Genomic DNA, 25,766 nt, shown 5'->3' on the forward strand with positions numbered 1-25,766 from the left:
AGAATCACTTAAAAATATTAACTTTGTGGCCTGAAAATACAGACTGATTTTATGAGCGATAACAGGTACATGGCACGAGGCGTTTCTGCATCGAAAGAAGATGTCCATCAGGCTATTAAAAATATTGACAAGGGACTGTTCCCCAAAGCATTTTGCAAAATTATTCCCGATGTGTTGGGAGGTGATCCGGACTGGTGCAACATTATGCACGCTGATGGCGCCGGAACAAAATCCTCATTGGCTTACATGTACTGGAAAGAAACCGGTGATGTTTCAGTCTGGAAAGGTATCGCGCAGGATGCGTTGATCATGAATATTGACGACCTGCTTTGTGTGGGAGCTACCGACAATATTTTGCTGTCGTCAACTATTGGGCGCAACAAGAATAAAATTCCGGGAGAGGTCATTGCAGCCATTATCAATGGAACCGATGAGTTGTGTCAGGAATTACAGAAAATGGGTGTTGGTGTTTTTCCAACAGGTGGCGAAACAGCCGACGTGGGTGATTTGGTTCGAACCATTATCGTTGATTCAACGGTTACTTGTCGCATGAGGCGTGCAGACGTTGTCTCTGCTAATAATATCCAGGCTGGCGATGTGATCGTAGGATTATCTTCTTTTGGACAGGCGACCTACGAAAAGGAATATAATGGAGGCATGGGCAGTAACGGACTGACTTCTGCCCGACACGATGTATTTGCCAACTACCTGGCTGAAAAGTACCCCGAGAGTTTTGACTCCGAAGTGCCGGCTGATTTGGTTTATTCAGGAAGCAAAAACTTGACGGAAACCATTGAAGGGCTTGGGTTGGATGCCGGTAAACTTGTTTTATCTCCAACTCGCACGTATGCGCCCGTCATCAAAAAAATATTGGATGAGCACCGTGCAGATATTCATGGAATGGTGCATTGCTCGGGTGGGGCACAAACCAAAGTGCTTCATTTTGTTGATGGTGTTCATGTCATCAAGAACAACCTTTTTCCGGTTCCGCCGTTGTTTAAATTGATTCAGGAAGAATCAAAAACCGACTGGGCTGAGATGTACAAGGTATTTAATATGGGACACCGAATGGAGGTTTATCTGAAACCAGAACTGGCTGAATCGATCATCGAAATATCAAAATCATTTAACATCGATGCACAGATTGTTGGAAAGGTTGAAGCTTTTGAAGGAAAGAAACTAACCATCGAATCAGAATATGGAACTTTTGAGTATTAGCTCCGATAATCTCTCATGGAAATGTCGGGAACCACACAACTAAAATCAAGGTTGAAAAATTCCCGATTTTGGAATTTGAAACTTGGAATTTAGAATTTGAAACTGAAATATGGCAGACCATTCAATATTAGAAAAATACGAAGCTATTCAGCACCGGCTGGATGAAGTAGGGCAGCAAATTACTGATCCGTCGGTGATGGCTGACATGAAGCGCTATGTGAAACTTAGCCAGGAGTACAAACGATTGGAGTCGTTGGTAACAGCGTTCAAAGAATATAAAAGTCTGGTTGATAATATTGAATCAGGCAAAGAAATGCTGGCTCAGGAAACGGATGAGGAAATTCGCGAAATGGCCAGAGAAGAAATGGAAGGCAGCGAAGAGCAACTTCCTGAAAAAGAAAAGGAAATCAAAATGTTACTGGTGCCTGCAGATCCTGAAGATGGCAAAAATGCAATCCTTGAGATTCGTGCCGGAACAGGTGGAGATGAGGCCAGTATTTTTGCCGGGGATTTGTTCCGTATGTACACCAAATACTGCGAGAAAAAAGGCTGGCGCATGGAAGTTACTACCGTCAATGAAGGCACTTCGGGTGGTTATAAGGAAATTGTGGCCAATGTTTCAGGCGAAGGTGTTTATGGCGTGCTGAAATACGAATCGGGCGTACACCGGGTGCAGCGCGTGCCACAAACCGAAACTCAGGGACGTGTACATACATCTGCTGCGTCGGTAGCTGTGCTTCCCGAAGCAGAGGAATTTGATATCGATTTGCGTAATGAAGATATCCGTCGCGATGAGTTCTGTTCTTCAGGCCCTGGCGGACAGTCGGTAAATACGACTTATTCAGCCATTCGACTAACACATATTCCAACCGGAATTGTTGTGCAGTGTCAGGATCAAAAATCGAAACTGAAAAACCTGGATAAAGCGATGGTTGAATTACGGTCGCGGATATACAATATGGAGCACCAGAAGTATTTGGATGAAATTGCTTCGAAACGAAAAACGATGGTTTCAACCGGCGACCGTTCGGCGAAAATCCGTACATACAACTGGCCACAAGGACGGGTGACTGATCACCGAATTAACCTGACGCTATATAATTTGCAAGCCATTATTAATGGTGATATCGATGAGATTATTGAGAAGTTGATGGTGGAAGAAAATTCAGAAAGACTGAAAGAAGCAGAAATATAGAATGTGTTTCGAGTTTCGTGTTGTTTTTCACTCGAAACTCGTAAGCCGTAACAAAAAACGAGATGAACCGCGAACAATTATTTGAACAGATCAAGGAAAAACGAAGCTTTCTATGTGTTGGATTGGATTCTGATATCCTCAAAATCCCTGCTCACCTGAAAGAAACTACCGATCCGATATTTGCTTTCAACAAAGAAATTATTGACGCCACACAAGACTTGTGTGTGGCTTACAAACCAAACCTGGCTTTTTATGAAAGTCTTGGAGTTGCCGGCTGGGAAAGCCTGGATAAAACGGTGCGTTATATCCGTGAAAAGTATCCGGAGCAGTTTATTATTGCCGATGCGAAGCGTGGCGATATTGGCAATACATCCAATTTGTATGCGCGTGCTTTTTTCGATCGCATGGATTTTGACGCGGTGACTGTTGCTCCCTACATGGGAGAAGATTCAGTAAAACCATTTATGACCTATCTGGATAAATGGGTAATTCTATTGGCGCTGACATCAAATAAAGGAGCATTCGATTTTCAGTTCATCAAAAATGAAGAGAATGGCGAAATGCTGTACGAATCGGTTCTGAAAACCTCTCAAACATGGGGAACTTCTGACAATATGATGTACGTTGTTGGTGCCACCAAAGCTGAAAAGCTGGAAGAAATTCGTGCGATTATCCCTGAGCATTTTCTATTAGTTCCCGGAGTTGGAGCACAGGGTGGAAGCCTGGAGGAAGTTGCAAAATACGGCATGAACGACCAGTGCGGATTGTTGGTGAACTCGTCGCGTGGAATTATTTATGCATCAGTCGATACTGACTTTGCTGAAAAAGCCAGAGAGGCAGCAATGGACGTGCAAGTTGATATGGAAGAACTACTGCTTGAAGCCGAATTGTTGTAATAACGATTTTTTATCTATTATATTGAGCCCGGCTATTTGTCGGGCTTCTTGTTTTAGCGATGTTACGGTGCAACCGCCTGCATAATCAATCCACACATCCATGCACCGTAAGTCCCCATGGCGTAGCCTAACACGGCAAGCAGCACTCCAACCGGTGCCAGCGATGGATGAAAAGCGGCAGCGACAACCGGCGCACTGGCTGCTCCACCAATATTGGCTTTACTTCCTACTGCTAAGAAGAAATAAGGGGCTCGAATGAGTTTTCCAACAATCAGTAACAGAAGTACATGGATCAACATCCAGATACCTCCAACGGCAAATAACCCAATGTTGTCAAAAATCTTCGTGATGTCCATTTTCATCCCAATGGTTGCGACGAGCACATAAATAAAAATGGTTCCGATTTTTGAGGCTCCGGCTCCTTCGTAATTGCGCAGTTTGGTAAATGATAGTCCAATGCCGATTGTTGTCGATAGAATAATCAACCAAAAGAACCTGGATGTCAAGCTAAATTTGTTGAGTGACGGAGCATGAATCTCGATGTATGGAACAATTGCATCAGCAACGAAATGTGCGAACCCCGTTATCCCAAGTCCAATCGCCAGAATAACCATCAGGTCAGTGGTACTTGGTATTCGAGCAGTTTTCAAGCTGAAATCATGCATCTTTTTTTGCAGGTGGTCAACACTACTGGCATCTGCTTTGAAAAATTTATCGATTTGCTTAGCCTTACCAACGCCGATCAATAAAATAGCCATCCAGACCTCAGCCACTAAAACATCAACGGTAATCATGATGGAGTAAAGCCGGTCAGAGGGTTCAAATATTTCATACATGGCCGCCTGATTAGCGCCGCCTCCAATCCAGCTTCCGGCAATGGTTGTCATGCCTCGCCATACTGCATCGGGGCCAGCTCCTCCTATTAAGTCAGGATTAATGGCAGAGGTGATCAAGATCGCCAATGGCCCTCCGATAATTACCCCAAAAGTTCCGGTCACGAACATAATTAGTGCTTTGCTTCCGAGTTTAAAAACTTCTTTTAAATCGATACTGAGCGTGAGTAGCACCAAACTGGCAGGGAGCAAATAGCGCGAGGCCACAAAATAAAGCTGCGAGTTTTCGCCATCAACAATGCCAAAAGTAGTTAGCAGGCTGGGCAAAAAGTAGCACAAAAGCAGCATTGGTATTACACTATAAAACCTCTTGAAAAATGGGTTCGATGAATTGCTGGTATAGAATATCCCGGCCAATAGTAGGAGTAAAAGACCCAAAGTAACGGCATCGTTTTGGATAAGGGCGCTGGCATGTACAATCTGCATAACTATTTATTTTTTTGAGAAATAACTGAAAATTTCAGCTTTCTTGCTCAAGCTTAATTCGTTCACGATGGCAAAAATAACCATATTATTATGGAATAAAACTACAAATATCAGGTTCACTGCTTCATTATCGAGGTCAGATTGTGAGAGCGGATTTAGAAATAGAGCTTTTGAAGTGGGCTTTCGGGCTCAGGCATAAGTAAGACAGTGCTCAACAACTATTCAGGCAGATTTGTTGTTCTACAAATAATGTGCATTTAGGATTGGATTCATGGACTAGTTGAAATCAGCAAGTTTGTTGTCAAGCTTTTCCCGGAGTCAATGTTCCGGAAAATTATATCGTTGATTGTTGGTTCTTATTTCCGATCCTTGGTTTGCCTAAAAAATAATCTATGAAAAAAATATTTTTACTCTCCCTGTTATTTATTCAGATAACTGTATTTTCTCAACAGCCGTTAAAGGTTGAAAAGGCTGAACGACCATCTTCCATGGGCATTCAGCCGGCTTTTGAAGTAGCTGTTCCCAATGCCAGTGTGAAGGACGCCGAAGAATTATTTAAGAATTCGATGCACGAGCGAAAATTCTTTGGATTGATCAAGAAGAAGGCTGATTCGAAAAAGAGCGGAGACGAGTGGATGACTGAAGAGTTTGACTTTAAGACCGTGAGTGATAAACCGATGGTTGTCCTTTTCCAAGCGGCTGATTACGATGACTTGACCTATGTGCGTTTCTTCTTTATTCAGGACAATCAGTTTTTAGGATCTTCCGATTATAACCCAGCGAAGGTTATTCGAAATGCAGAGAGCTTTGTTCAACAATATGCCGTAACACTTTCTCAGCAGACTATCCAGACTGAAATTGACAGTGAGAAGAAAGCGTTATCCAAGCTTGAGAAGAAACTCCGAAAATTGAAGAAGAAAGGCAAGAGGCTTCGAAAGAAGATGGCCAATAGAAAAGATGAATACTTCGGGGAGCTTGTAATTTTAGATGATCCGGTAGAAATTGATGGTTCTACAAAAGGCCAGAAACGCAAGCTCAAAGGCTATGAGAGAAGGATGAGACGGAATTATAAGCAGCAACAGGATATTGAAAGCCAAATAGCGAATCAGGAAAAAGTGATTGAGAGACTGAATTCAAAACTGGAAGATGTTGAATAGCTTCGGGGATTAATTATCATGGTTTCTGGTATTTTTCATAACTTTAGTGAAAAATCACCCTGTTATGAATGAAGCTTTTCTTCAGTTTATATGGAAACATAAGTTATTCAGTACTGAGAAGTTGAAAGTTGATCGTCAGCCTGTTCAAATTCTTCAAGTGGGGCAACATAATTCTGATGCCGGCCCCGATTTCTTTAATTCACGCATTAAAATTGGGCAAACGACTTGGGCCGGAAATGTGGAAATTCATCAAAAAGCTTCAGATTGGTATCGACATCAGCATGAAGCGGACGAGGCTTACAATAACGTGATTTTGCATGTGGTTCGAGACAATGATGAAGAGATTCGTAACTCAAAGGGCGAATTAGTTCCTGCAATGGTGGTGGATTATCCGAAACATTTGGAGGTGAACTATCAGCAACTTTTAAAATCGGATCGGTGGATTGCCTGCGCTGATCGCTTTCACGAAGCCGATCCGATGGCTTTGCAAATTTGGTTTCATGGTTTGATGATTGAACGGCTTCAGCAAAAGACACAAAACATTGTTGATCGGCTGGAGCAGAACAAAAACGATTGGAACGAAACATTCTACCAGATGTTGGCCCGTAATTTTGGATTTAAAGTGAATGACCAACCCTTTGAAATGCTGGCCCGGGCCTTGCCGTTGCAAATTTTAGGCAAGCATAAAAACAACTTGTTTCAGGTTGAAGCATTGCTTTTTGGAACAGCCGGTTTGTTGAACGAACAGTTGTTGGGCGACGATTATTATTTGGCTTTGCGGAAGGAATATTCATTTTTATACAAAAAATACCGGTTAAAGCCCGTTGAAACACATGTATGGAAGTTCTTGCGTTTGCGTCCGGTTAACTTTCCTACAGTGCGTTTGGCCGAATTTGCCGCACTCATTCACCAATCTTCAGCATTATTTTCATCGCTCGTTGAGTTGGACGATTTATCCGAAATTCAAAAGCTGTTTAAGGTGCAAGCTTCGGCGTACTGGGATACTCACTATCGGTTTAATAAAACTTCAGCGAAACGGAAAAAAGTACTTGGCGATACCGCATTTCAAAACCTGATGATTAATACCGTGGTGCCCTTTCTTTTTATTTATGGTGAGTACCACAACCAGGCTCATTTGAAAGAGAAAGCACTTGATTTTCTTGAACGTATTCCGGCTGAGAAAAACTCAATCATTTCAAATTGGCAAAAATTAGGGGTCGATGTTCGCTCGGCATATGACAGCCAAGCGTTGATTCAGTTGAAAAATTGTTATTGCAATCCCAAAAAATGTTTAAATTGCCACGTAGGAACCAAATTAATTAATCACGCGATTAAAGGGGAAATAAGTTAGCCCATGAATAAATTTCAGGAAGTTTCACATAGAACAATCCAAACCGGTATTTTTTTGCTGATTTTCATGGTTTCGCTTGGAACGGCTGGCTTTTGGTACATTGAAGATTTTTCGCTGATTGATGCGTTCTTTATGACTATTATCACCGTCTCGACAGTTGGCTTTGGCGAAATTCATCCGCTGTCTGATGGTGGCAAGTTGTTCACTTCCGGATTAATATTTTTCAGCCTGGGTAGTTTGGCATATGTCGGTTCAAGTATGGCCAGCTTTGTGTTCGATGGCGAATTAATGAACTATTTAAAAACCTATCGCGTGGATAAAAAAATCGTGAAATTGAAAGATCATGTTATTATTATCGGTTACGGACGTAACGGAGAACAAGCGGCCATAGAGCTGCGTGATCATGGAGTTGAATTTGTGATCATCGAACGACGCGAAAATGTTTTGGCACGGATCCGAAAGGATGTTCGTTTGCTTTACATTCAGGGAGATGCAACCCATGAGGAGGTTCTGAAAAAGGCTGGTGTTGATCGGGCGCGAGCCTTGATTGCCACAACCCCGAATGATGCCGATAATGTTTTTGTTGCTCTTACTGCCCGAAGTATGAATCCGAGTTTGCGAATTGTAAGCCGCGCTTCTGAAATGGAATCGGATATGAAGCTGAAACGTGCCGGAGTAACGAATGTTATTATGCCCGAACGGATCGGGGGGCAGCGAATGGCTAAATTAGTTACTCAGCCTGATGTGGTTGAGTTTCTCGAATACATTTTACTGCAGAAAAGTAAAGATGTTAGTTTAGAGGAAATCAACTGTAGTAACATGGCTGATTATTTTGTAAATAAGCCTATCAGTATATTGAAAGGTGAAGATTCTTCGGGAGTCAATATTATTGGAATTAAAATTAGTGGTGCCAAGTATGTGTTTAATCCTGACCCAAATTTGACATTGAGTCGTGGCGATCAGCTGTTTGTGATTGGTTCGCCCGAACAGGTGAAGTCTTTCAGAGAGTCGCTGGAATCGCCTAAGTATTCGTAACGCTTCAATATTAAATGGTTCTGGCTTGCGTTGGATGCACGTAGTTGTTTTGCGAAATTGAAGAGGAGCGTATTTTCTAATAAAAGTAAGTATTAAACAAGAACCATTTTCAACAGCTATTACCTATTTTTCTCACCATGAGATTGAAAATCAAAGTTTTTTGATTACTTTTGCGCTAGTTTTGAAATTAATTTTAAGCGGTTGTTATTGAATGCGATGCAACGGTTTAAAAATTGTATCACTTTTAAATATTAAAAAAATGTATTTAACTTCAGAAAAGAAACAAGAGTTTTTTGAAAAGTTTGGTAAAGATGCGAAAGACACGGGTACAGCCGAAGGGCAAATCGCTTTGTTCTCATACCGGATCTCTCACTTAACCGAGCACTTGAAAAAGAACAAAAAAGATTACAGCACTCAACGTTCGTTGGTTCGTTTGGTAGGTAAACGTCGTAGTTTGCTTGACTACCTTAAAAAGAAAGATATCGAAAGATATCGTGCAATTGTAAAAGAATTGAAATTACGTCGATAATTTTATACACAGAAAGGGCAATATATTTATTGCCTTTTCTTATTTTTGAAATCCCCACCACCATTCGACAAAGTTCGTATTGTTAAATTTTATCACAAAAATTGATTATGAATCAAATTATTAAAACAATTGACCTCGGCGATGGCCGGCAAATTACGATTGAAACAGGTCGTTTAGCCAAACAAGCTGATGGTGCAGTTGTCGTTAGAATGGGTGACACCATGTTGCTGGCCACTGTGGTTTCAGCTAAAGAAGCCAGAGAAGATGTTGATTTTATGCCGGTATCAGTTGATTACCGCGAAAAATTTTCTGCTGCAGGTCGTTTCCCTGGTGGGTTTTTAAAACGTGAAGCTCGTCCGAGTGACGATGAAATTTTGGTTGCCCGTTTGGTAGACCGTGCCCTTCGTCCACTCTTTCCTGCCGATTATCACGCTGAAACTGCGGTAATGATCAGCCTTATTTCCTATGACAAAGACGTTATGGCCGACTCATTGGCCGGATTGGCTGCATCAGCAGCAATCGCTGTGTCTGACGTTCCTTTTGAAGCGCCGATCTCCGAAGTGCGTGTTGGACGCGTTGATGGCGAAATGATTGTTAACCCAAGTAGCACGCAGCTAGCTGAAGCCGATATTGATATTATGGTAGCTGCCACTTACGACAATATCATGATGGTTGAAGGTGAGATGGATGAAGTATCAGAAGAAGAGATGCTTGAAGCCATTAAAGTTGCTCACGAAGCCATTAAAATACACTGTAAAGTACAGGAAGAGTTAGCTGCCGAAGTTGGTGTTGTTAAACGTGAGTATTGTCACGAAGTAAACAACGAAGAACTGAAAGCTAAAGTAGAAGCAGACTTATTTGATGCTTGTTACGATATTGCAAAACAGCAACTAAAAGATAAACAACTTCGCATTGAGTCATTTGCTAAAATTGTAGATGACTATGTTGAGAAGTACCTTGAAGAAAATGCTGAAAACGAGGAAATAGACTTAGTTCAAGATGAAAAGCTTATCCGTCGATACTTTCACAAAGTCGAGGGCGAATCTATGCGTCGCATGATTTTGGATGAAGGTATTCGCTTGGATGGTCGTAAAACAGATGAAATTCGTCCAATTTGGGGAGAAGTTGATTATTTGCCGGGAGCTCATGGTTCAGCCATTTTTACTCGTGGCGAAACACAGTCGCTTTCTTCAATCACTTTGGGAACCAAAATGGATATCAAAAAGATTGATAACGTAACGTTCCAGGGAACTGAACGATTCTTGTTGCATTACAATTTTCCCCCATTTTGTGTTGGTGATGCGAAAACACCTCGTGGATTAGGACGTCGCGAAATTGGTCATGGTAACCTGGCTTTCCGTGCCTTGAAGCGTATGATTCCTGAAGATTTTCCATATGTTGTTCGTGTTGTTTCTGATATTTTGGAATCAAACGGATCATCATCAATGGCAACAGTTTGCGCCGGAACCATGTGTATGATGGATGCCGGAATGAATATGAAACGTCCGGTTTCGGGTATTGCCATGGGATTGATTACCGATAAAAACTCAGATAAATTCGCGGTACTTTCAGACATTCTGGGTGATGAAGATCACTTGGGTGATATGGACTTCAAAGTAACCGGAACGGAAAAAGGCATTACAGCAACCCAAATGGATATTAAGGTTGACGGACTTTCATACGAAGTGTTGTCACAAGCTTTGCATCAGGCCAAAGAAGGTCGTGAACATATCCTTGGAAAAATTCTTGAAGTTATTCCTGAACCTCGGGTAGAATACAAACCAAATGTTCCACGTGTTGAAACCATTCAGATTCCGAAGGATATGATTGGACCAATCATTGGACCTGGAGGTAAAAATATTCAGCAAATGCAGGAAGAAACCAACACCGTTATCGTTATTGAAGAACGAGATGACTTTGGTTGGGTTGAAATCTCGGGTTTGAACAAAGAAGCCATGGATGCTGCAAAAGAACGTGTGAAACGTATTATTGCTCTTCCGGAGAAAGGCGAAACTTACAAAGGGAAAATAAAAAATATCACAACCTTTGGAGCCTTTGTTGAAATTATGCCCGGAAAAGAAGGTTTGCTTCATATTTCTGAAATTACCTGGGAGCGTTTATCCAATGTTGAGGATGCCCTTAAAGTAGGTGAAGAAGTTGAAGTCAAACTATTGGACATTGACCGCGATGGAAAACTGAAACTTTCTCGCAAGGCATTGTTGCCAAAACCCGAAGGTTATGTAGAGCGTGAGCGCAGCGACCGTGGAGGCGATCGTCGTCCACCTCGTCGTGATGGCGGTGGCCGCGATGGAAATCGCGATAACCGTGATCGTCGCGGAGATCGCAGACCACCAAGAGAAAACAGAGATTAGTTCAACGTTTAAATATATAAATGCCCGCTTGTCGGGCATTTTTTTTCATTAGTTATGGGTGAATGGAGCCAAAAAATTACTGCCGGCATTGAGCAAGAATTATCGGGCACAAAAGATAGCGACCTGCGTTTTTTACGTGTGGCAGAATACCTGCGAATGGTAAAACGGGTCGACGAGTTTTCGAAGGATTGTGATCAATGCCAGCAATTTCAGAAAGAAATAGAACAACAACTAAATACGATTAGCAGCGCGGTTAATAACACCGGGAAAGACCGAAGAAACTACGATCGGCACATTGATCGGTTGGCTCGACATATGAAAAAGGAACACGGCTTTTACCCGCCATTCTTCTATCGCTATTCGTTGAGCTTTTTTTATACGCTGGTTGGCGGAGTTTCAGGTTTGTTAACAAGCTTCTTCTTTTCTTCGATCGACCGCTGGTTTTTTATTATCCCGCCGTTGGTTGTTGGATTGCTTGTTGGGCAGTTTATAGGAGGACAAAAAGATGCCAGGATCAGAGCAAATAAAAAAATACTGTAATATTTCCGACAGGTTCATAACTGATAGCTTAAGAAAAGTTTGAAGAGATATTATCATGACAAAATTAAACTACATTTTATTCATAGTACTGATGTGTTCTTGCAGTAAGAAACAAACAATTGATTATCCTGTCACCCAAAAAGGAGATGTTGAAGATACTTATTTCGAAACCGTTGTTGAAGATCCATATCGTTGGTTGGAAGATGACAATTCGGAAGAAACAGCCGAATGGGTGAAAGCTCAAAACAATGTCACTTTTGATTATTTAAACTCGTTGCCAAATCGTGACGAAATCAAGCAGCAGTTAACAAAGCTGATGGACTATCCGAGGCACGGAAAACCATTTAAAAAGGCCGGTAAATATTTCTTTTTCAAGAACGATGGTCTTCAAAATCAAAGTGTGCTTTACATGACTGAGGCGTTGAATGAAAAGGCTCAGGCGGTTTTGGATCCGAATACCTTTTCAGAAGACGGAACGATCGCTTTGTCCGGGACTGAACTGTCCGAGGATGGGAAATACCTCGTTTATATGATTGCCAAATCCGGTTCCGATTGGAATGAGATTTTTGTAAAAAACATTGAGACAGGAGAGAAGCTGAGCGACCATATTGAGTGGGTGAAATTTTCAGGCCTGGCCTGGTATAATAATGGGTTTTACTACAGTGCTTACGATGAACCCAAAGAGGGCGATGAGTTGTCTGCATCCAATCAATTCCAAAAAATATACTACCATAAGTTGGGAACTTCGCAGGAAGAAGATGAGTTGATTATGGCTGATGAGACAAACCCAAAACGAATGTTTGGTGTAGGAATCACCGATGATAAGCGTTTCTTGCTGGTGTCCATGAGTGAAGCTTCACATGGGAATGCCCTGTCGGTAAAAGATCTTTCAAAAAAGGGTTCGGATTACATTCCATTGATGAAAGAAATCGAGTATGAATTTCATACCCAGGAGAATATTGGTGACGATCTGTTTGTGTTGACCAATTATAAAGCACCCAAGTACCGCCTGGTAAAAATCAACATCAACAAACCCGAAGAGAAAGATTGGGTTGAGGTTATTCCGGAAGGGGATGAAATACTGCAAGGGACAAGTTTTGTGGGCGGTAAAATTGTAGCCGATTACATGGAGAATGCACACAGCGTCGTCGAAGTGTATAATTATGATGGCACATTTGATTATAAAATAAATTTACCCGGAATTGGTAGTGTCAGCGGTTTCTCTGGTAAAAAAGATGAATCTGTTGCTTTTTATAGCTATTCATCCTATAATACTCCGGGCGAAATTTACCAGTACGACTTTAATAAAAAGGAATCCGAGCTGTTTTATCGCCCTGCAGTAACGTTTAATCCCGATGATTTTGTAGTAAAACAAACGTTTTTCGAATCGAAGGATGGAACGCGTGTTCCGATGTTTATCGTGCACAAAAAAGGAATTGAGTTAGATGGCGATAATCCTACTTTGCTGTATGGCTATGGTGGATTTAATGTCAGCCTGACACCCGCATTTTCCGCTACCCGGATGGCTTTTATGCAAAATGGAGGAGTTTATGCGGTGGTAAATTTACGTGGAGGTGGCGAGTACGGAGAGGATTGGCATCAGGCAGGAACAAAGCTGAATAAGCAAAATGTGTTCGACGATTGTATTGCGGCTGCCGAACATTTGATTGCTGAGAAATATACTTCAAAAGAAAAACTGGCCTTGATGGGCGGTTCGAATGGCGGCTTGCTGGTTGGTGCGGTAATTAATCAACGCCCTGATTTGTTCAAAGTGGCTTTGCCGGCTGTTGGAGTGATGGACATGCTCCGCTTTCATAAGTTTACCATTGGCTGGGCTTGGGCCGGCGATTATGGAACCAGCGAAGACAGCAAAGAGATGTTTGAGTATTTGCATGGTTATTCGCCTTACCACAATATCAAAAAAGGAGTTGATTATCCGGCGGTGCTGGTAACAACTGCCGACCATGATGACCGTGTTGTTCCCGCACACTCGTTTAAATACATTGCCCGTTTACAGGAATATCACACCGGGCCAATGCCAACTTTGATTCGTATTGATGTAAAAGCCGGCCATGGAGCAGGAAAACCCACTGCCAAGGTGATCGAGGAATATACCGATGTTTGGTCGTTTATGCTTTATCATTTAGATGTTGAGATGTAAAGCTGAATTTATAATTCAACAAGAAATATTGTACTTTGATGTCCCGGGAGTGAAAAAGCTGCCGGGATTTTTTTTGTTATGAAGATCAATTATTTATTTAGAGTCTCACCGCCTTTTTTGATTTCATTTCGCACATCTCGTTATTGTCAGGCAGGCCACCCCCGATTTCTTTCACGACAGTGTTGCCGCACTATTTGATCTAGAATCATGTAATAGCAAAGGGCAACGTATCTCAAATCAAAATTATTAACAAAATAGTTAAGAAACATTTGTTCTATTTAAAATAAATGTGATAACTTATGTCTTGTTAATTAAGGTTCGTCAATTATCATTTTATCCTAACCCTGAAATTTTAAAATAATGGAAAATCAAATTAATGTTGAGTTATTGGCTGAAGACCTGGATTTGATCCTTCAGTCCATTGTAACGATTCGCGAAAAAATGCCTTTCCTGGTGAGGCTAACACCAGAAGAAAAGAAAACACTGGCCATGATGGATGACGGGCGCGCCCCGTTCACGGAAAAGGCCATTGACTATGCCGGACATGAACCCGCTCTGAATCCGAATGAAACCCTGTTGGATGAATCCCGTAAAGATATCTCATTGTATGAAAGCCTGGGCAGTGTTGAGCGGGAGTTAAGCCGTTTGACGGAGATGGTCTCCGATACCCGTATGCTGGCCGGCGCCGAAGCCTACGAAACAGCCCGCATCATATACAAAATGGCCAAAATTGCCGCGTCCATGAGTGTTCCGGGAACCAAAACAATTGTAGACGACCTTGGAAAGTTGTACCAAAGACAAGGCAAAACGCAGAAATAACAATCATTTACAGAACCTTGTTAACAAGAGAAAATCTCCGGGATGCCGTCATTTCCGGAGATTTTTTTTATCTCTTGGTTTATATGAAAACCGGCCTTTGTAAAGCCGGAGGAAGAAGAACAGGCCTTTTATTGGGCTTTATGGCCAAACACTGTTTGAAAACTAATTCCTGTTTTAACACTGAAAACAAGTCTGAAATGAAAAGCAGTTCTTAATTTGACCTCAAATTCAAGGTCGAAATGAAAACCAGTTTACAGTTTGACCTTAAAACCGGGGTCAAAATGAAAATTAGTTCAGCTTGTCTCCTCGAAGTTGATCTTCCGATGAGAACCAGTTTATGTTTTGACCCTGAAATTACCCTCCGGCTGTTCAATTGTATTACTTCCGACAGCGTTTACAAACGGCAACACCCCGCTATTCGTATTTTCCGCTAAAGAGCTTCGGTTTCTGACAATAACTTTGCTCCAGAAGATATACTCCGGGGCTAACCCGGTATTAATCCCGGGGTTAGTCATCGCACCAGAGTGTCCGGGCTTTAGCCCATAACTCCATCTTGTTGAATATCAACTGTTCTATTTTCATTCGTTTCTTGCATCACCCAAGTTTTTATTTTTCCCGGACAACAGTGAAATTTTTTCTTGTTTTAATCTGATCTAAATACAAATCAGCCTCTTCTAAAAAAAAATTGAAACAGGATTTTTTCATGAACTGCTTTGTTTTCGTGATGAACTATACTGTATAGCTCATGAATAAATATATATGGTTAAATTGGTGGGAGGGGAGAGCTATTGGACTCTGTTCTATGAGGGTTACCTTTTACGTAAAAACGGAACTAAAAAGAGATAAAGAAAGATACCGCACAAAAGGCGGTATCTCATTTTCAAATTATTCATTAATTGGGAGCGGCAACTCCCCAAAAACATTCAAAAGTATGAAAAAGATTTTACTTCTGGCTGTATTCAGCCTGGTTGTTGGTTCGTTAAGTGCTCAAATTAAAGTAAACAGCACCGGAAAAGTTGGTATTAACAATACCAGCCCAAGTTATCAGTTGGATGTTAGCGGAACTTTCCGAGTTTCCAACAGTGGCAATAGTATAATCTTTGAATATGGAGCACTATCTCCCTCATATTCTAGCTACTGCTCACTAGGTACATATGGAAATATGTGGGAAGCCCTCTTTGCTTCTAATGCTTATTTTTCTTACTCCCCAACCATTTTGTCCGATATCAACGCAAAAACCGATGTCAAGGATCTTCCGGATGCAAAAAATAAGCTACTTACATTACGACCTGTTTCCTATAAACTAAAACCAACGTATAAAGGCAATGAAAAAGCAGACGTCAAGATTGCGGAAAAGGCGGAGAAAGATCAACTTGGCTTAATAGCCCAGGAGGTACAAGAGGTATTCCCCGAGATTGTTTCGGAAAGAGAAGACGGTGCATTGGGAATTCGCTATACCGAGCTTATCCCTGTTTTGATTAAAGCCATGCAGGAACAGCAGGCTGAGATTGATGATTTAAAGGCAAGGATTGAAAAACTTGAAAATGCTACAAAATAATTGCCATGAGAAAACTATCCATTCTTTTGACATTTTCGCTATTTCTTATCGTAGGTGCCAAATACAATGCTACAGCACAAACTACCTATTATCGTTACCAATTCTCATATGATGATGATGGCAATAGGGAGAAAAGAATATATGTTGGGACGCAGTTAAAAAGTGCGACAATCGAAAATCCTATAGCCTTTGATGAAAGCGAACCTGCAATTGACAAAATAGGTTTTGATCAGATAAAAATCTATCCTAATCCTACCAAGGGAAATCTAATTGTGGAGATGCCGGATCTGGAAGGTGATAAAGCTCAGATTCGGGTTCTCAATCTTCAAGGGAAGCAAATAATTAGCAGTATGGCTTTTCCTAATTCCAGGAATTCGATTGATCTGACTCACTTCTCTTCAGGCATGTACGTTATGACTATCTGTGTCGGTTCTGAATGCTCAGACTGGAAAATCATAAAAGAATAATGTCTTGTCACATAATTTTATTCACGGAAGAACCTGCATTTTGAGTAGGTTCTAATCTAAATATATCAATAATAAACATATGAAAATGAAATATTTATTAATCGTCGCTGCGATGATGAGTATTGTTTCAGGTTTCAGCCAGGAATTTGACATTATATTGGGTTCTCCTGAGTCTGGAACAAAAACCCATCAAGCGAGAAATAGCATCACTTTCGACAATAATTACTCCTATACTCCTAGCGGAGGCACATTGACTGCGGAAATTGTAGATCCTGTCGTGGGAGGAACTGTTTCTTATTCAAGCACTGTTGACCCAATGAGCCGATCATTAAACACATCATATCTTGTTGGCGCAACTAACGGGGCATTTAATGTTGATGCATTAGGCCGTGGGACTTATACGATTCCTTTTCAGGTACCCGAAGGGGTTGGCGGCTTTGCCCCATCTCTTTCATTAACGTATTCAAGCAATGGTGGAAACGGCATTGCAGGGGTCGGTTGGAATATTGGAGGTCTTTCGGTTATAACCCGCAGCCCTAAAACCTATTATCACGATGGTTCAAATGTTGGTGTAGACTTAACTTCAACAGATAGGTTTTCTCTCGACGGACAACGTTTGATTTGTGTTGCCGGTTCATATGGCGCCAACAACTCGGTGTACCGGACAGAAATTGATAACTTTTCAAAAATTACCTGTCTTACTGATGGCACTTCAACCCCGAAACGATTTCTTGTCAAGACCAAAAGTGGTGAAACCGTTGAATATGGCTATGAAGGAGACTCTGACCAAACCATTGATGGGCTGACAGAGGAAGTAAGCTGGTACGTTGACAAACGAACCGATCTTTATGGAAATATCATGGAATACAATTACATAAAGCAATTTGGGCATAATTATCTCGCAGAAATAAAGTATGGTTCCAATTCCGTTACTTTTTATTATAAAGATCGAACAGATAAACAAACAAACTATTTCGCTGGAGGTACCTTGCAGCAAAACTTGATTCTCGACAAGATTGAGATGAGATACAATTCAACTCTGATAAAGAAATATGAATTGAAATATAACTACCATAGTACAACCTATGGCAGCACCTCTGTTTTGAATGAGGTAGTTGAATATGGAACAAATAACAGTCGGTATAACTCAACCGCTTTTTCCTACGAATATCCTACGAACTCAGTTTCCAATTATCCCTACTTGGAATACAACAGTTACATCTCAACGAACTACACTCAATATCGGGGAGACTACAACGGAGATGGAAGAGACGACATTTTTACGGTAAGCAAATCAAATCGGAAGTCCTGGAGATTATATTATGGATCTGATTATGGTGGGTTCACTTATAAGACATCAGGAAGTGCTGCATTCGAAATTGATCAGGTTATACCAACTGATCTAAATGGTGATGGGATGCAGGATTTAATGTTTAGGTGCTTTGTTGAGAGGGCTTATCACTATGGTTATGGTGTGAGTGATCTTTATGTCTTTTACTACGCTCTTAGTAGTGACGGTTCTATACAGACGCCTCAGAATTTCACCACAGCATATTACTCATATTCTACATTGTCAGGAGTTAGAATTGAGGATGCAATTATTGAAAATGCTTCAACAGATTTTGACGGTGACGGCTTGGACGATATGTTCATTAGAACTTATAATTCATGGAAAGTGTTCGGATTTACTTTCAATGGATCTTCATTATCCTTTTCCGAGAAAATAACTGGTTCTGGAGGTTTGCCTGGTGATATCCTCAAATTTGGAGATTTTAACGGTGATGGCAAAACAGATTTGTACACCTTTGATGCAAATGGATTAAAAGTATATGCTATTGATGGAAGTACACTCAATTTGCTAAAGTCTGAATCTATTCCTAAAAAAGATCATCACTTTCAAGTGGGAGATTTCAATAGTGATGGGAAAACGGATATTTTTATTTACGGCTATACAACATCCGACTGGTCAAATTGGCAAATGCGTTTGTCAACAGGTACAGGATTCAAGATTAACTACATTGCTCGAAAAAAAGCAAACCTTAAAGATGACAATGTACTTACCGGTGATTTTAATGGAGATGGCCGTACAGATATATTGGCTTTGAGTGAAAATACAAGCGGTAATCCAAGGCAGTATTACTTTATTACCAAACCCAATGGAACTGATATGAGTAGCGAATATTACGATCGATCGGAATATGCCAAAGACCGGGATTTTACACTTGGGGATTACGATGGAAACGGACAGACTGATATTCTGGTCACCAGATCCACAAACCAGTTTTATCGTGGCATACTTGATGATAAGACAAACATTCTGCTTTCGAGAATCGCCGATGGATTAAATAATACCACAAGTATAAGCTATCGAAGATTAGACGGGGCATACAGTGATTATACTAAAGGCAGTTCAAGTCCGGCATTTCCGGTTTTTACTTACATGGGACCATTAAATGTAGTAAGTGAGTATTGGATAAACGGGGGAGGGGCGGTATCTCCGGATTATTCTTATACAGGGCTAAAAATACACCGTCAAGGGAAAGGGGCCCTTGGATACGAACAGATTGTTGTAGAGGACACCTACCAGGGAACCAAAACCGAAACAAACTCCGGTTACGATGCCACATATTATTATCCAACAGTACTATCAACAAAAAGCTATGTTGATGATGATTTGGTCGGTTATAATAGAAATGAGTGGGATCATGACATAACTAAATCGAAAACAGTTGGCAATGTTGATCCTATTTTCCCCTATATTGATTATACTCTAAACCGTAATGTTTTAAAAGGGCAACAGGACTCTAGCACCTATGCCTACGATCCTATAATCAAAGGTAGTTTAGAAAAAGCCATACAGAAATTTGACAACGGGGTGACTAAAACCGTTACAAATACCTACTATCCGAATGACGAAGATGTAAGCTGGTACATCGGAAGGTTAAAAGAGTCAACCGTCAAATATGAAAAAAGCGGCGAGACTACTATTTCTGACAAAACAACCTTTACTTATTACAACGATGGGAAGCTAAAACCCGATTTTGTGCGGTATCACGTCGGGACTTCATGGGAGTACTACATTAACCATGACTACAATGGACATGGAAACCTAACACAGGAATATAAGTACTCAAGTAACGGAGGAGTTCGCGATACGGATTATGAATATGAAACAAACGGAATTCGTTTGAAAAAAATGATTGACCCAGTCGGGTTAAAAACGGATTATACTTACGATACTTATGGCCGTTTGCAGAAAGAGATCGATAACCGGGATAACGAAACCACCTATACCTATGACAATATGGGACGAGTAGCAACTAAATTGATCCCTGGCGGCTTTCAGACGACAACGAGCCGTAACTGGGGATCGGATAGCTATTTGACAGGTGAAGTTTACGCGGTAAGCACAACCGGCAACGATGGTTCGCAATCCAAAACTTGGTACGATAAAGAAGGGAAGGAGTTGCGTAACGATGTTAAAGGTTTTGGTGGTTCGTGGATTTATAATCTAACAACATACGACACCAAAAATCGGTTGAGTAAAAAGTATGAACCCAGTTCTTCTACTTCACCCAGTGATTATACCTTGTATGAATACGACACCAAAAACCGGGTAAAGAAAATTACCTATTCAGGTGGCAAAATTACCAATATTACCTATCCAGGGAAACGGGTAACTGAAAGCACGGAAGGGATGACAAGCTGGAAAGAAACCGACAGCCAGGGACTGTTAACAAAAGCCAATGACTTTGGAGGTACGATAAACTACAGCTATTACCCCAATGGGCAGGTAAAAAAAATAACTCATCCTGATAATAGTGAAACCAGCATGCTTTACGATGAAGCCGGGAACCAGACTAAACTTACCGACCCCAGCGCCGGGGTAAACGAATATTCGTACAATGCCTATGGGCAAATAAAAACCCATAGAAATAACAGAGGTGACTTAACTAATTATAGTTATGAATCCGACGGACGCCTCGATAAGCATACAACTGGTTCAGAAATCACAGACTATACCTATGATGGAACCTATAAGCACCTTACAAGTGTCAGTTCGCCTGGTTCTGTAACGCGCACCTATTCGTATGCAACATCCGGTGTAAAAGGACGTTTAACAGGTATTACAGAAAATATTGACGGAGAAATTTTTTCCACTACCTTTGATTATGATGGCATCGGGCATTTGTACAAGCGGACCCATCCGTCAGGAGTTGTGGAAGAGAATGTTTACGATTCCAATTCAGGGCTTCTTGAAAAAGTAAAAGCAGGAACAACAATTGTTTGGGATATTAATGGTATGAATGAATACGGACAGATAACCAGTGCTAAATATGGTACCAACCTTACAGCTACTATGGCTTATAACAAGGGGTTGCCCCAGTCAGCCACGATTGGTAGCCTGTGTCAGTACAGTTATGGTTTCGACCAAAAATTTGGCTGGCCAAATTCACGTACCAATAACAAACATTCTTCACTTACTGAATATTTTGGGTATGAAAACCTCCGATTAGACAGCATCTGGGGCAACAGTAATGCAACCAACGGTTTTGGATACGAAACCAACGGAAACATCATCCGGAAAGAAGACGTGGGCCTGATGGAATACGATGGTTATCAGATTACCGACTTCTATGCTAAAGATGCGAACCTGGTGCCAACCGACCTGCAAGATATCAATTACACCTGGTTCCAGCAGGTGAAGGATGTTACTGAAGGGGATTATTTTGCTGCTTTTACCTATAACAGCGACCAGCAACGTTGTAAAATGGTGATGAAACAAAACGATGTGGAGCAATACACCCGTTGGTATGCCGGCAGCAAGGACATAAAAGAGAAAGTAGGAACAACTGAAACCCACTACGCCTGGTTGGGCGGCGATGCATACTCGGCCCCGGCCGTAAGTGTAAAAGTGGGTACTACCCAACCTGTGATTTATTATATTTTGCGCGATTATTTGGGAAGCATTACCCACGTGGTAAAAGCTTCTGATTTATCAGCCGACGAATATAGTTTTGATGCATGGGGGCGACGACGAAGTGCGAATGATTGGAGTTACACACTGGATACGAACGACAAAGAGTTGTTTGCTGGTAGAGGTTTTACCGGCCACGAGCACCTGCCTGAATTTGGTTTGATTAATATGAACGGACGCTTGTATGATCCATTGTTGGAGCGTTTCTTAAGCCCCGATGAGAATGTACAGATGCCTGATTTTACACAGAATTTTAACAGGTATTCCTATGCTTTGAATAATCCACTGAGGTACACCGACCCCAGTGGGGAGTTTATATTTACGTTGTTAGCAGCGATTATTCCAGGGGCACAGCCATTATTACCTTTAGCGATTGCTGCTGATGTTAGCTGGATGACTGATTATGCTGTTCAGGCAGCAACAAACTATTTATCAAATCCTAATGGAAAGCCGGAGGATTGGTTTTTTAAGGATATTGATATTGTAGATTTGGGCGTAAGTGCTGTTGCAGGGGCTGCTTCACAGGGGCTTGCCAATGTGGGCAAACTCAAGAAGGGACATAAATTGTTAAAAGCCACAGTTGAGTATGGGCTGCCTGCGATTTCTGCACGTTATGATTGGAAGCCATTTTCTGATGATAAAAAATGGAATGTAAATAGAGGAAATGACTTTTGGGCACCATATATTTTTGCTGCTGTGAAGCAGGGAGTTGCCACGAGAAATTCAAATAAAGTAACTGATGCAATATTATCTGATAAACCCTGGTTATTAAGAGACCCACTAAAAGGAGGTTTGTTAGGTACACTCTTGGATGTCCCTGCATCAATATTTACAGGTTGGCTTACCAATAAAGCTACCACACCTACACCGAAAGATAGTCCGCAAATGCCTACGCTTCCTGGAGAAGTACCATTGCCACCAAATTGGTGGGAGAATATAAATAATTATGCACCAAATAGAGAAGATATTCAAAACAGCCTAATTTTGAATAAGTTTTAATAAAAGTGAAATGAATAAGATTAGAATGCAGAGCACTCAAAATATCGATAGAAAAAGATTATTGGTTGTTATTATCCCTGGATTATTGATTATGGCTATTTTTCTTTTTTTCATTTCCAGAAATTCCAAATGTGAAAAATTACTAAGTAAAAATAGTGGTATGGCTCAAAAATCATATTCATATTATTCCGAAGAACACATGTTAGGTAATGGCACAAGAGCAGTTTCAACAGGGTTCTACTTAAATTATGATGGAAAGAAATATAAAGTAACTACTAAAAAATTTGCCAAGCCCATCGCAATTGGAACTCCAATAATAATCCGTTTCATTCAGGGATCCCCTAATTGTAATGAGATTTTATGGGATTCTGTTTTTGTCCATGAAAATGTCAAATATGAATATTTTTATGTGGAAGAAAAAGGATATGAATGTAAAATGACAAAAATTGCAAACTGAAACAAAAGCCTCGGTTTCTTCCGGGGCTTTTCAATTAATAAGACCTGCTTTTATCTGCAGTTCAATAAGCTGCCCCACCTGCCCCTCATCTTAGCGATAGCGGTGAAGAGGGGTAAGCTGGATGTCGTTTGTAACGACAATACACAGACGTATTGCATTGAGACGCATTTCTTAATACCTTTCATTCAAAAATGTCTGCTGATAACTATTTTATCACTGATCAAAATGCTGTTTACTTTTTAACCTTTACGGTAGTTGACTGGATTGATGTCTTTACACGAAAAGAATACAAAGTTGTTATAGCTGATTCCTTAAACTACTGCATCGAGAACAAAGGACTGGAAATCTATGCATGGTGCCTGATGTTCAAACCATATTGTGAAATGAGTTACAAACTCAAAACAGCTAGCCTCTCGTTTCCGCTTCGCTCAAACGAGGGGCAGGCCGGCTTTTTTAATTCCAATAAGAATCTGGGCCAGGAGATTATGCTAAAAGATGGAAGCCTTGGGTTAAGAATTCGACTTGGAAGTGGGCAACCTGGTGGCATTTTTACACCTGATGGAAAAATCGTTAGTTTCTGGTATTATTAAATCTAGAATTATGAGTATGCAGAAAGCGTATAGAAAGTTTCATGATACACCATTTCCACCTGATTTGTCAGACAATGAAAGGCTTGTAGACATTCTTTTTGATCTAAGGATGTATGATGATTATGCTGCAGGTACATTAGATAAATATTTATCAGGAGGACAAGTTGATGCCTCTGAACTTAAATATGATACTAGTCTAGAAAATCGGCTAAATGAATTTATTAACGACGGTAAAAATTCTGATGAAGATGTATCTGCTGCAAAACAATACCTAGAATATTTAAATAGAATAAAGGAGGTATTTGAAAAAATTGAATGAGAAACATCCTGCCCCCACCTACCCCTGTTAACTTAAAAAGTATGACCATTGATGATTTTGCCAGATTTTTGAATAAGTATACACCACATTCTAATTATTCCGCGAATGATGCTTTGCAAATATTTCAATTAATTTATAACACAACCAATCCATGATGCTTATAATATTGGGTTTCCTATTTGGCTTTAGCTCTTTCTTTTTAGGATTGCATTATAGTCATATCAAGTTAGAGAATAAAAAGATTATAAGAATTATTATAAAGCAATAATACTGCTGAGGTATCTAAGTATTCTATTTTTTCTTATGGGAATAGGATATGTAATAATAACCAAAATTTGACTTTTTAGTCCCCCGCAAAAATCCATGAGGGGGTGTTTGTCTTGTCCTAAAACAGGTTTACGCAAAAAGTAAACTAATGTCAGGATTAAAAACTTACAGTGAAACCTTAAAACACAAAGTGGTTTCAGAGGTTTTGAGTGGTCAACTCAGCATAGAAGAGGCGCGTCGTCGATATCATATCACCGGTCATTGCACTGTTTTAAAATGGATTCGTAAATTTGAAAAACAGGAATCACCACCTGCCCCACCTGCCCCTCGTCTTAGCGATAGCGATGACGAGGGGTAAGCTGGTAGTCGTTTGTAACGACAATACACAGACGTATTGCATTGAGACGCATTTCTTAATACCTTACAGTCAAAAATGTCTGCTGATAACTATTTTATTACCGATCAAAATGCTGTTTACTTTTTAACCTTTACGGTAGTTGACTGGATTGATGTCTTTACACGAAAAGAATATAGAGTTGTTATAGCTGATTCCTTAAACTACTGCATCGAAAACAAAGAATTGGAAATCTATGCATGGTGCTTGATGTCAAACCGCATTGTGAAATGAGTTACAAACTCAAAACAGCTAGCCCCTCGTTTCCGCTTCGCTCAAACGAGGGGCAGGCCGGGTATCAGAGTAAATCCTTTTGCAATTATGGATACCCATACTTGGCTTAAGAACCCAAGCTTTTACAGATACTGGTCGTACTAAAATTCAGGAATTATGAAAAAATTTAATGCTATTTTACTGTTATTGATCATTTTGAGTACTAATGCTCATGGGATCAATAAAAAGGACTCAACGATATGGCAGAATTTAAGAAATGCGATAGAAGTTGGAGCAGATCAATTTGTAAACCATGAGCTTGATCAATTCACAAGATTTACTGTTTTTGTGATAAAAATCATAACGATTGAAAAAAACAAGGGAGTTTTTTCTATCAGTTATATTTTAAATGACCCATCATTCGAAAATGTAAATGCTTCCAATTATTTTACAGTAGATGATAGGTTGGTATTAATAAGAACAGATTCACTCGAAAATTTCTTTACCAAAAGAAGCGGATTTCCCTTAATGAATGATAGCATAAAAAAGAAAGCGTATCATATTCTATCTGGGCCTAACAATTTTATTACTGCTCAGCCACCGCCTGTTATGGTTTTCAGTTATAAGAGAAAAAAGGTAACGGGCAAATATTTTAAAGCTCAGTGGCAGGCAGAAGATATATACATGTATTATAATAATGAGCGATAATGATGTCATATAAACTATTGCATCGAGAACAAAGGATCGGAGGTATTTGCGTGGTGCCTGATGTCAAACCGCATTGCGAAATGAGCTACAAATTCAAAACAGCTAGCCCCTCGTTTTCGCTTCGCTCAAACGAGGGGCAGTTTGAAGTCTGTTGAAACGCTATAATTCCCCGGAGAATATTGTACTTTTATGTTCCCGGAGCAAAAAATAAGGGCTTCGTTTTT

Annotated in this window: 21 protein-coding genes; 20 read left to right on the forward strand and 1 reads right to left on the reverse strand. The window is 40.5% G+C overall.

What is annotated here, in order from left to right:
* The first annotated feature begins 51 nt into the window (after nt 1-51).
* The 3 genes from GR929_RS16075 (at nt 52) to pyrF (ending at nt 3,309) form a co-directional block, all read left to right on the forward strand.
* Nucleotides 52-1,218, forward strand: coding sequence for an AIR synthase related protein (locus GR929_RS16075; RefSeq protein ID WP_159521644.1), 1,167 nt, complete (start codon nt 52-54; stop codon nt 1,216-1,218).
* 109 nt (nt 1,219-1,327) lie between these two features.
* Nucleotides 1,328-2,413 carry a peptide chain release factor 1 gene (gene prfA / locus GR929_RS16080; RefSeq protein WP_159521646.1) on the forward strand — a complete coding sequence of 362 codons (1,086 nt, stop codon included), beginning with the start codon at nt 1,328-1,330 and terminating at the stop codon, nt 2,411-2,413.
* A gap of 62 nt (nt 2,414-2,475) precedes the next feature.
* Nucleotides 2,476-3,309, forward strand: coding sequence for an orotidine-5'-phosphate decarboxylase (pyrF, locus tag GR929_RS16085; protein ID WP_159521648.1), 834 nt, complete (start codon nt 2,476-2,478; stop codon nt 3,307-3,309).
* A gap of 62 nt (nt 3,310-3,371) precedes the next feature.
* On the opposite strand, the gene GR929_RS16090 is transcribed toward pyrF, so the two are convergent.
* Nucleotides 3,372-4,628 carry a DUF819 family protein gene (locus GR929_RS16090; RefSeq protein ID WP_159521650.1) on the reverse strand — a complete coding sequence of 419 codons (1,257 nt, stop codon included), beginning with the start codon at nt 4,626-4,628 and terminating at the stop codon, nt 3,372-3,374.
* A 392-nt stretch (nt 4,629-5,020) separates the two neighbouring features.
* Between GR929_RS16090 and GR929_RS16095 the strand changes: the two genes are divergently transcribed.
* The 17 genes from GR929_RS16095 (at nt 5,021) to GR929_RS16175 (ending at nt 25,542) form a co-directional block, all read left to right on the forward strand.
* Nucleotides 5,021-5,785, forward strand: coding sequence for a hypothetical protein (locus GR929_RS16095; RefSeq protein ID WP_159521652.1), 765 nt, complete (start codon nt 5,021-5,023; stop codon nt 5,783-5,785).
* Nucleotides 5,786-5,849: 64 nt separating this feature from the next.
* On the forward strand, nt 5,850-7,136 hold the full coding sequence (locus GR929_RS16100; protein WP_159521654.1) for a DUF2851 family protein: 1,287 nt from the start codon (nt 5,850-5,852) through the stop codon (nt 7,134-7,136).
* A gap of 3 nt (nt 7,137-7,139) precedes the next feature.
* Nucleotides 7,140-8,171, forward strand: coding sequence for a potassium channel family protein (locus tag GR929_RS16105; RefSeq protein WP_159521656.1), 1,032 nt, complete (start codon nt 7,140-7,142; stop codon nt 8,169-8,171).
* A 259-nt stretch (nt 8,172-8,430) separates the two neighbouring features.
* Nucleotides 8,431-8,700: a 30S ribosomal protein S15 gene (gene rpsO / locus GR929_RS16110; RefSeq protein WP_159521658.1), complete on the forward strand. Its 270-nt coding sequence runs from the start codon at nt 8,431-8,433 to the stop codon at nt 8,698-8,700.
* 107 nt (nt 8,701-8,807) lie between these two features.
* On the forward strand, nt 8,808-11,072 hold the full coding sequence (gene pnp, locus GR929_RS16115) for a polyribonucleotide nucleotidyltransferase (protein ID WP_235934410.1): 2,265 nt from the start codon (nt 8,808-8,810) through the stop codon (nt 11,070-11,072).
* Between the two features lie 54 nt (nt 11,073-11,126).
* On the forward strand, nt 11,127-11,612 hold the full coding sequence (locus GR929_RS16120) for a metal-sensitive transcriptional regulator (protein WP_159521660.1): 486 nt from the start codon (nt 11,127-11,129) through the stop codon (nt 11,610-11,612).
* A 55-nt stretch (nt 11,613-11,667) separates the two neighbouring features.
* Nucleotides 11,668-13,773 (forward strand): prolyl oligopeptidase family serine peptidase, encoded by a 2,106-nt coding sequence (locus tag GR929_RS16125; RefSeq protein WP_159521662.1) that lies wholly within the window; start codon nt 11,668-11,670, stop codon nt 13,771-13,773.
* Nucleotides 13,774-14,133: 360 nt separating this feature from the next.
* On the forward strand, nt 14,134-14,592 hold the full coding sequence (locus GR929_RS16130; protein WP_159521663.1) for a hypothetical protein: 459 nt from the start codon (nt 14,134-14,136) through the stop codon (nt 14,590-14,592).
* A gap of 931 nt (nt 14,593-15,523) precedes the next feature.
* Nucleotides 15,524-16,150, forward strand: a complete 627-nt coding sequence (locus GR929_RS16135; protein ID WP_159521665.1) for a tail fiber domain-containing protein — start codon at nt 15,524-15,526, stop codon at nt 16,148-16,150.
* Nucleotides 16,151-16,155: 5 nt separating this feature from the next.
* Nucleotides 16,156-16,617 (forward strand): T9SS type A sorting domain-containing protein, encoded by a 462-nt coding sequence (locus GR929_RS16140; protein WP_159521667.1) that lies wholly within the window; start codon nt 16,156-16,158, stop codon nt 16,615-16,617.
* Nucleotides 16,618-16,702: 85 nt separating this feature from the next.
* Complete coding sequence (locus tag GR929_RS16145; RefSeq protein WP_159521669.1) at nt 16,703-22,594, forward strand: FG-GAP-like repeat-containing protein; 5,892 nt, start codon at nt 16,703-16,705, stop codon at nt 22,592-22,594.
* A 10-nt stretch (nt 22,595-22,604) separates the two neighbouring features.
* Nucleotides 22,605-23,051, forward strand: a complete 447-nt coding sequence (locus tag GR929_RS16150; RefSeq protein WP_159521671.1) for a hypothetical protein — start codon at nt 22,605-22,607, stop codon at nt 23,049-23,051.
* Nucleotides 23,052-23,242: 191 nt separating this feature from the next.
* The gene (locus GR929_RS21800; RefSeq protein ID WP_201301037.1) at nt 23,243-23,641 is read left to right on the forward strand and encodes a hypothetical protein; all 399 of its coding nucleotides are present in this window, start codon (nt 23,243-23,245) and stop codon (nt 23,639-23,641) included.
* A 10-nt stretch (nt 23,642-23,651) separates the two neighbouring features.
* The gene (locus GR929_RS16160; RefSeq protein WP_159521673.1) at nt 23,652-23,960 is read left to right on the forward strand and encodes a hypothetical protein; all 309 of its coding nucleotides are present in this window, start codon (nt 23,652-23,654) and stop codon (nt 23,958-23,960) included.
* Nucleotides 23,961-24,375: 415 nt separating this feature from the next.
* Complete coding sequence (locus tag GR929_RS16165; RefSeq protein ID WP_159521675.1) at nt 24,376-24,585, forward strand: transposase; 210 nt, start codon at nt 24,376-24,378, stop codon at nt 24,583-24,585.
* 75 nt (nt 24,586-24,660) lie between these two features.
* Nucleotides 24,661-24,855: a hypothetical protein gene (locus GR929_RS16170; RefSeq protein WP_159521676.1), complete on the forward strand. Its 195-nt coding sequence runs from the start codon at nt 24,661-24,663 to the stop codon at nt 24,853-24,855.
* A 156-nt stretch (nt 24,856-25,011) separates the two neighbouring features.
* Entirely contained in the window at nt 25,012-25,542 is a 531-nt protein-coding gene (locus tag GR929_RS16175; protein ID WP_159521678.1) for a hypothetical protein, read from the forward strand.
* Nucleotides 25,543-25,766 lie beyond the last annotated feature (224 nt).

Origin of the sequence: Sunxiuqinia indica (assembly GCF_009847015.1) — a bacterium.
GTDB lineage: Bacteria > Bacteroidota > Bacteroidia > Bacteroidales > Prolixibacteraceae > Sunxiuqinia > Sunxiuqinia indica.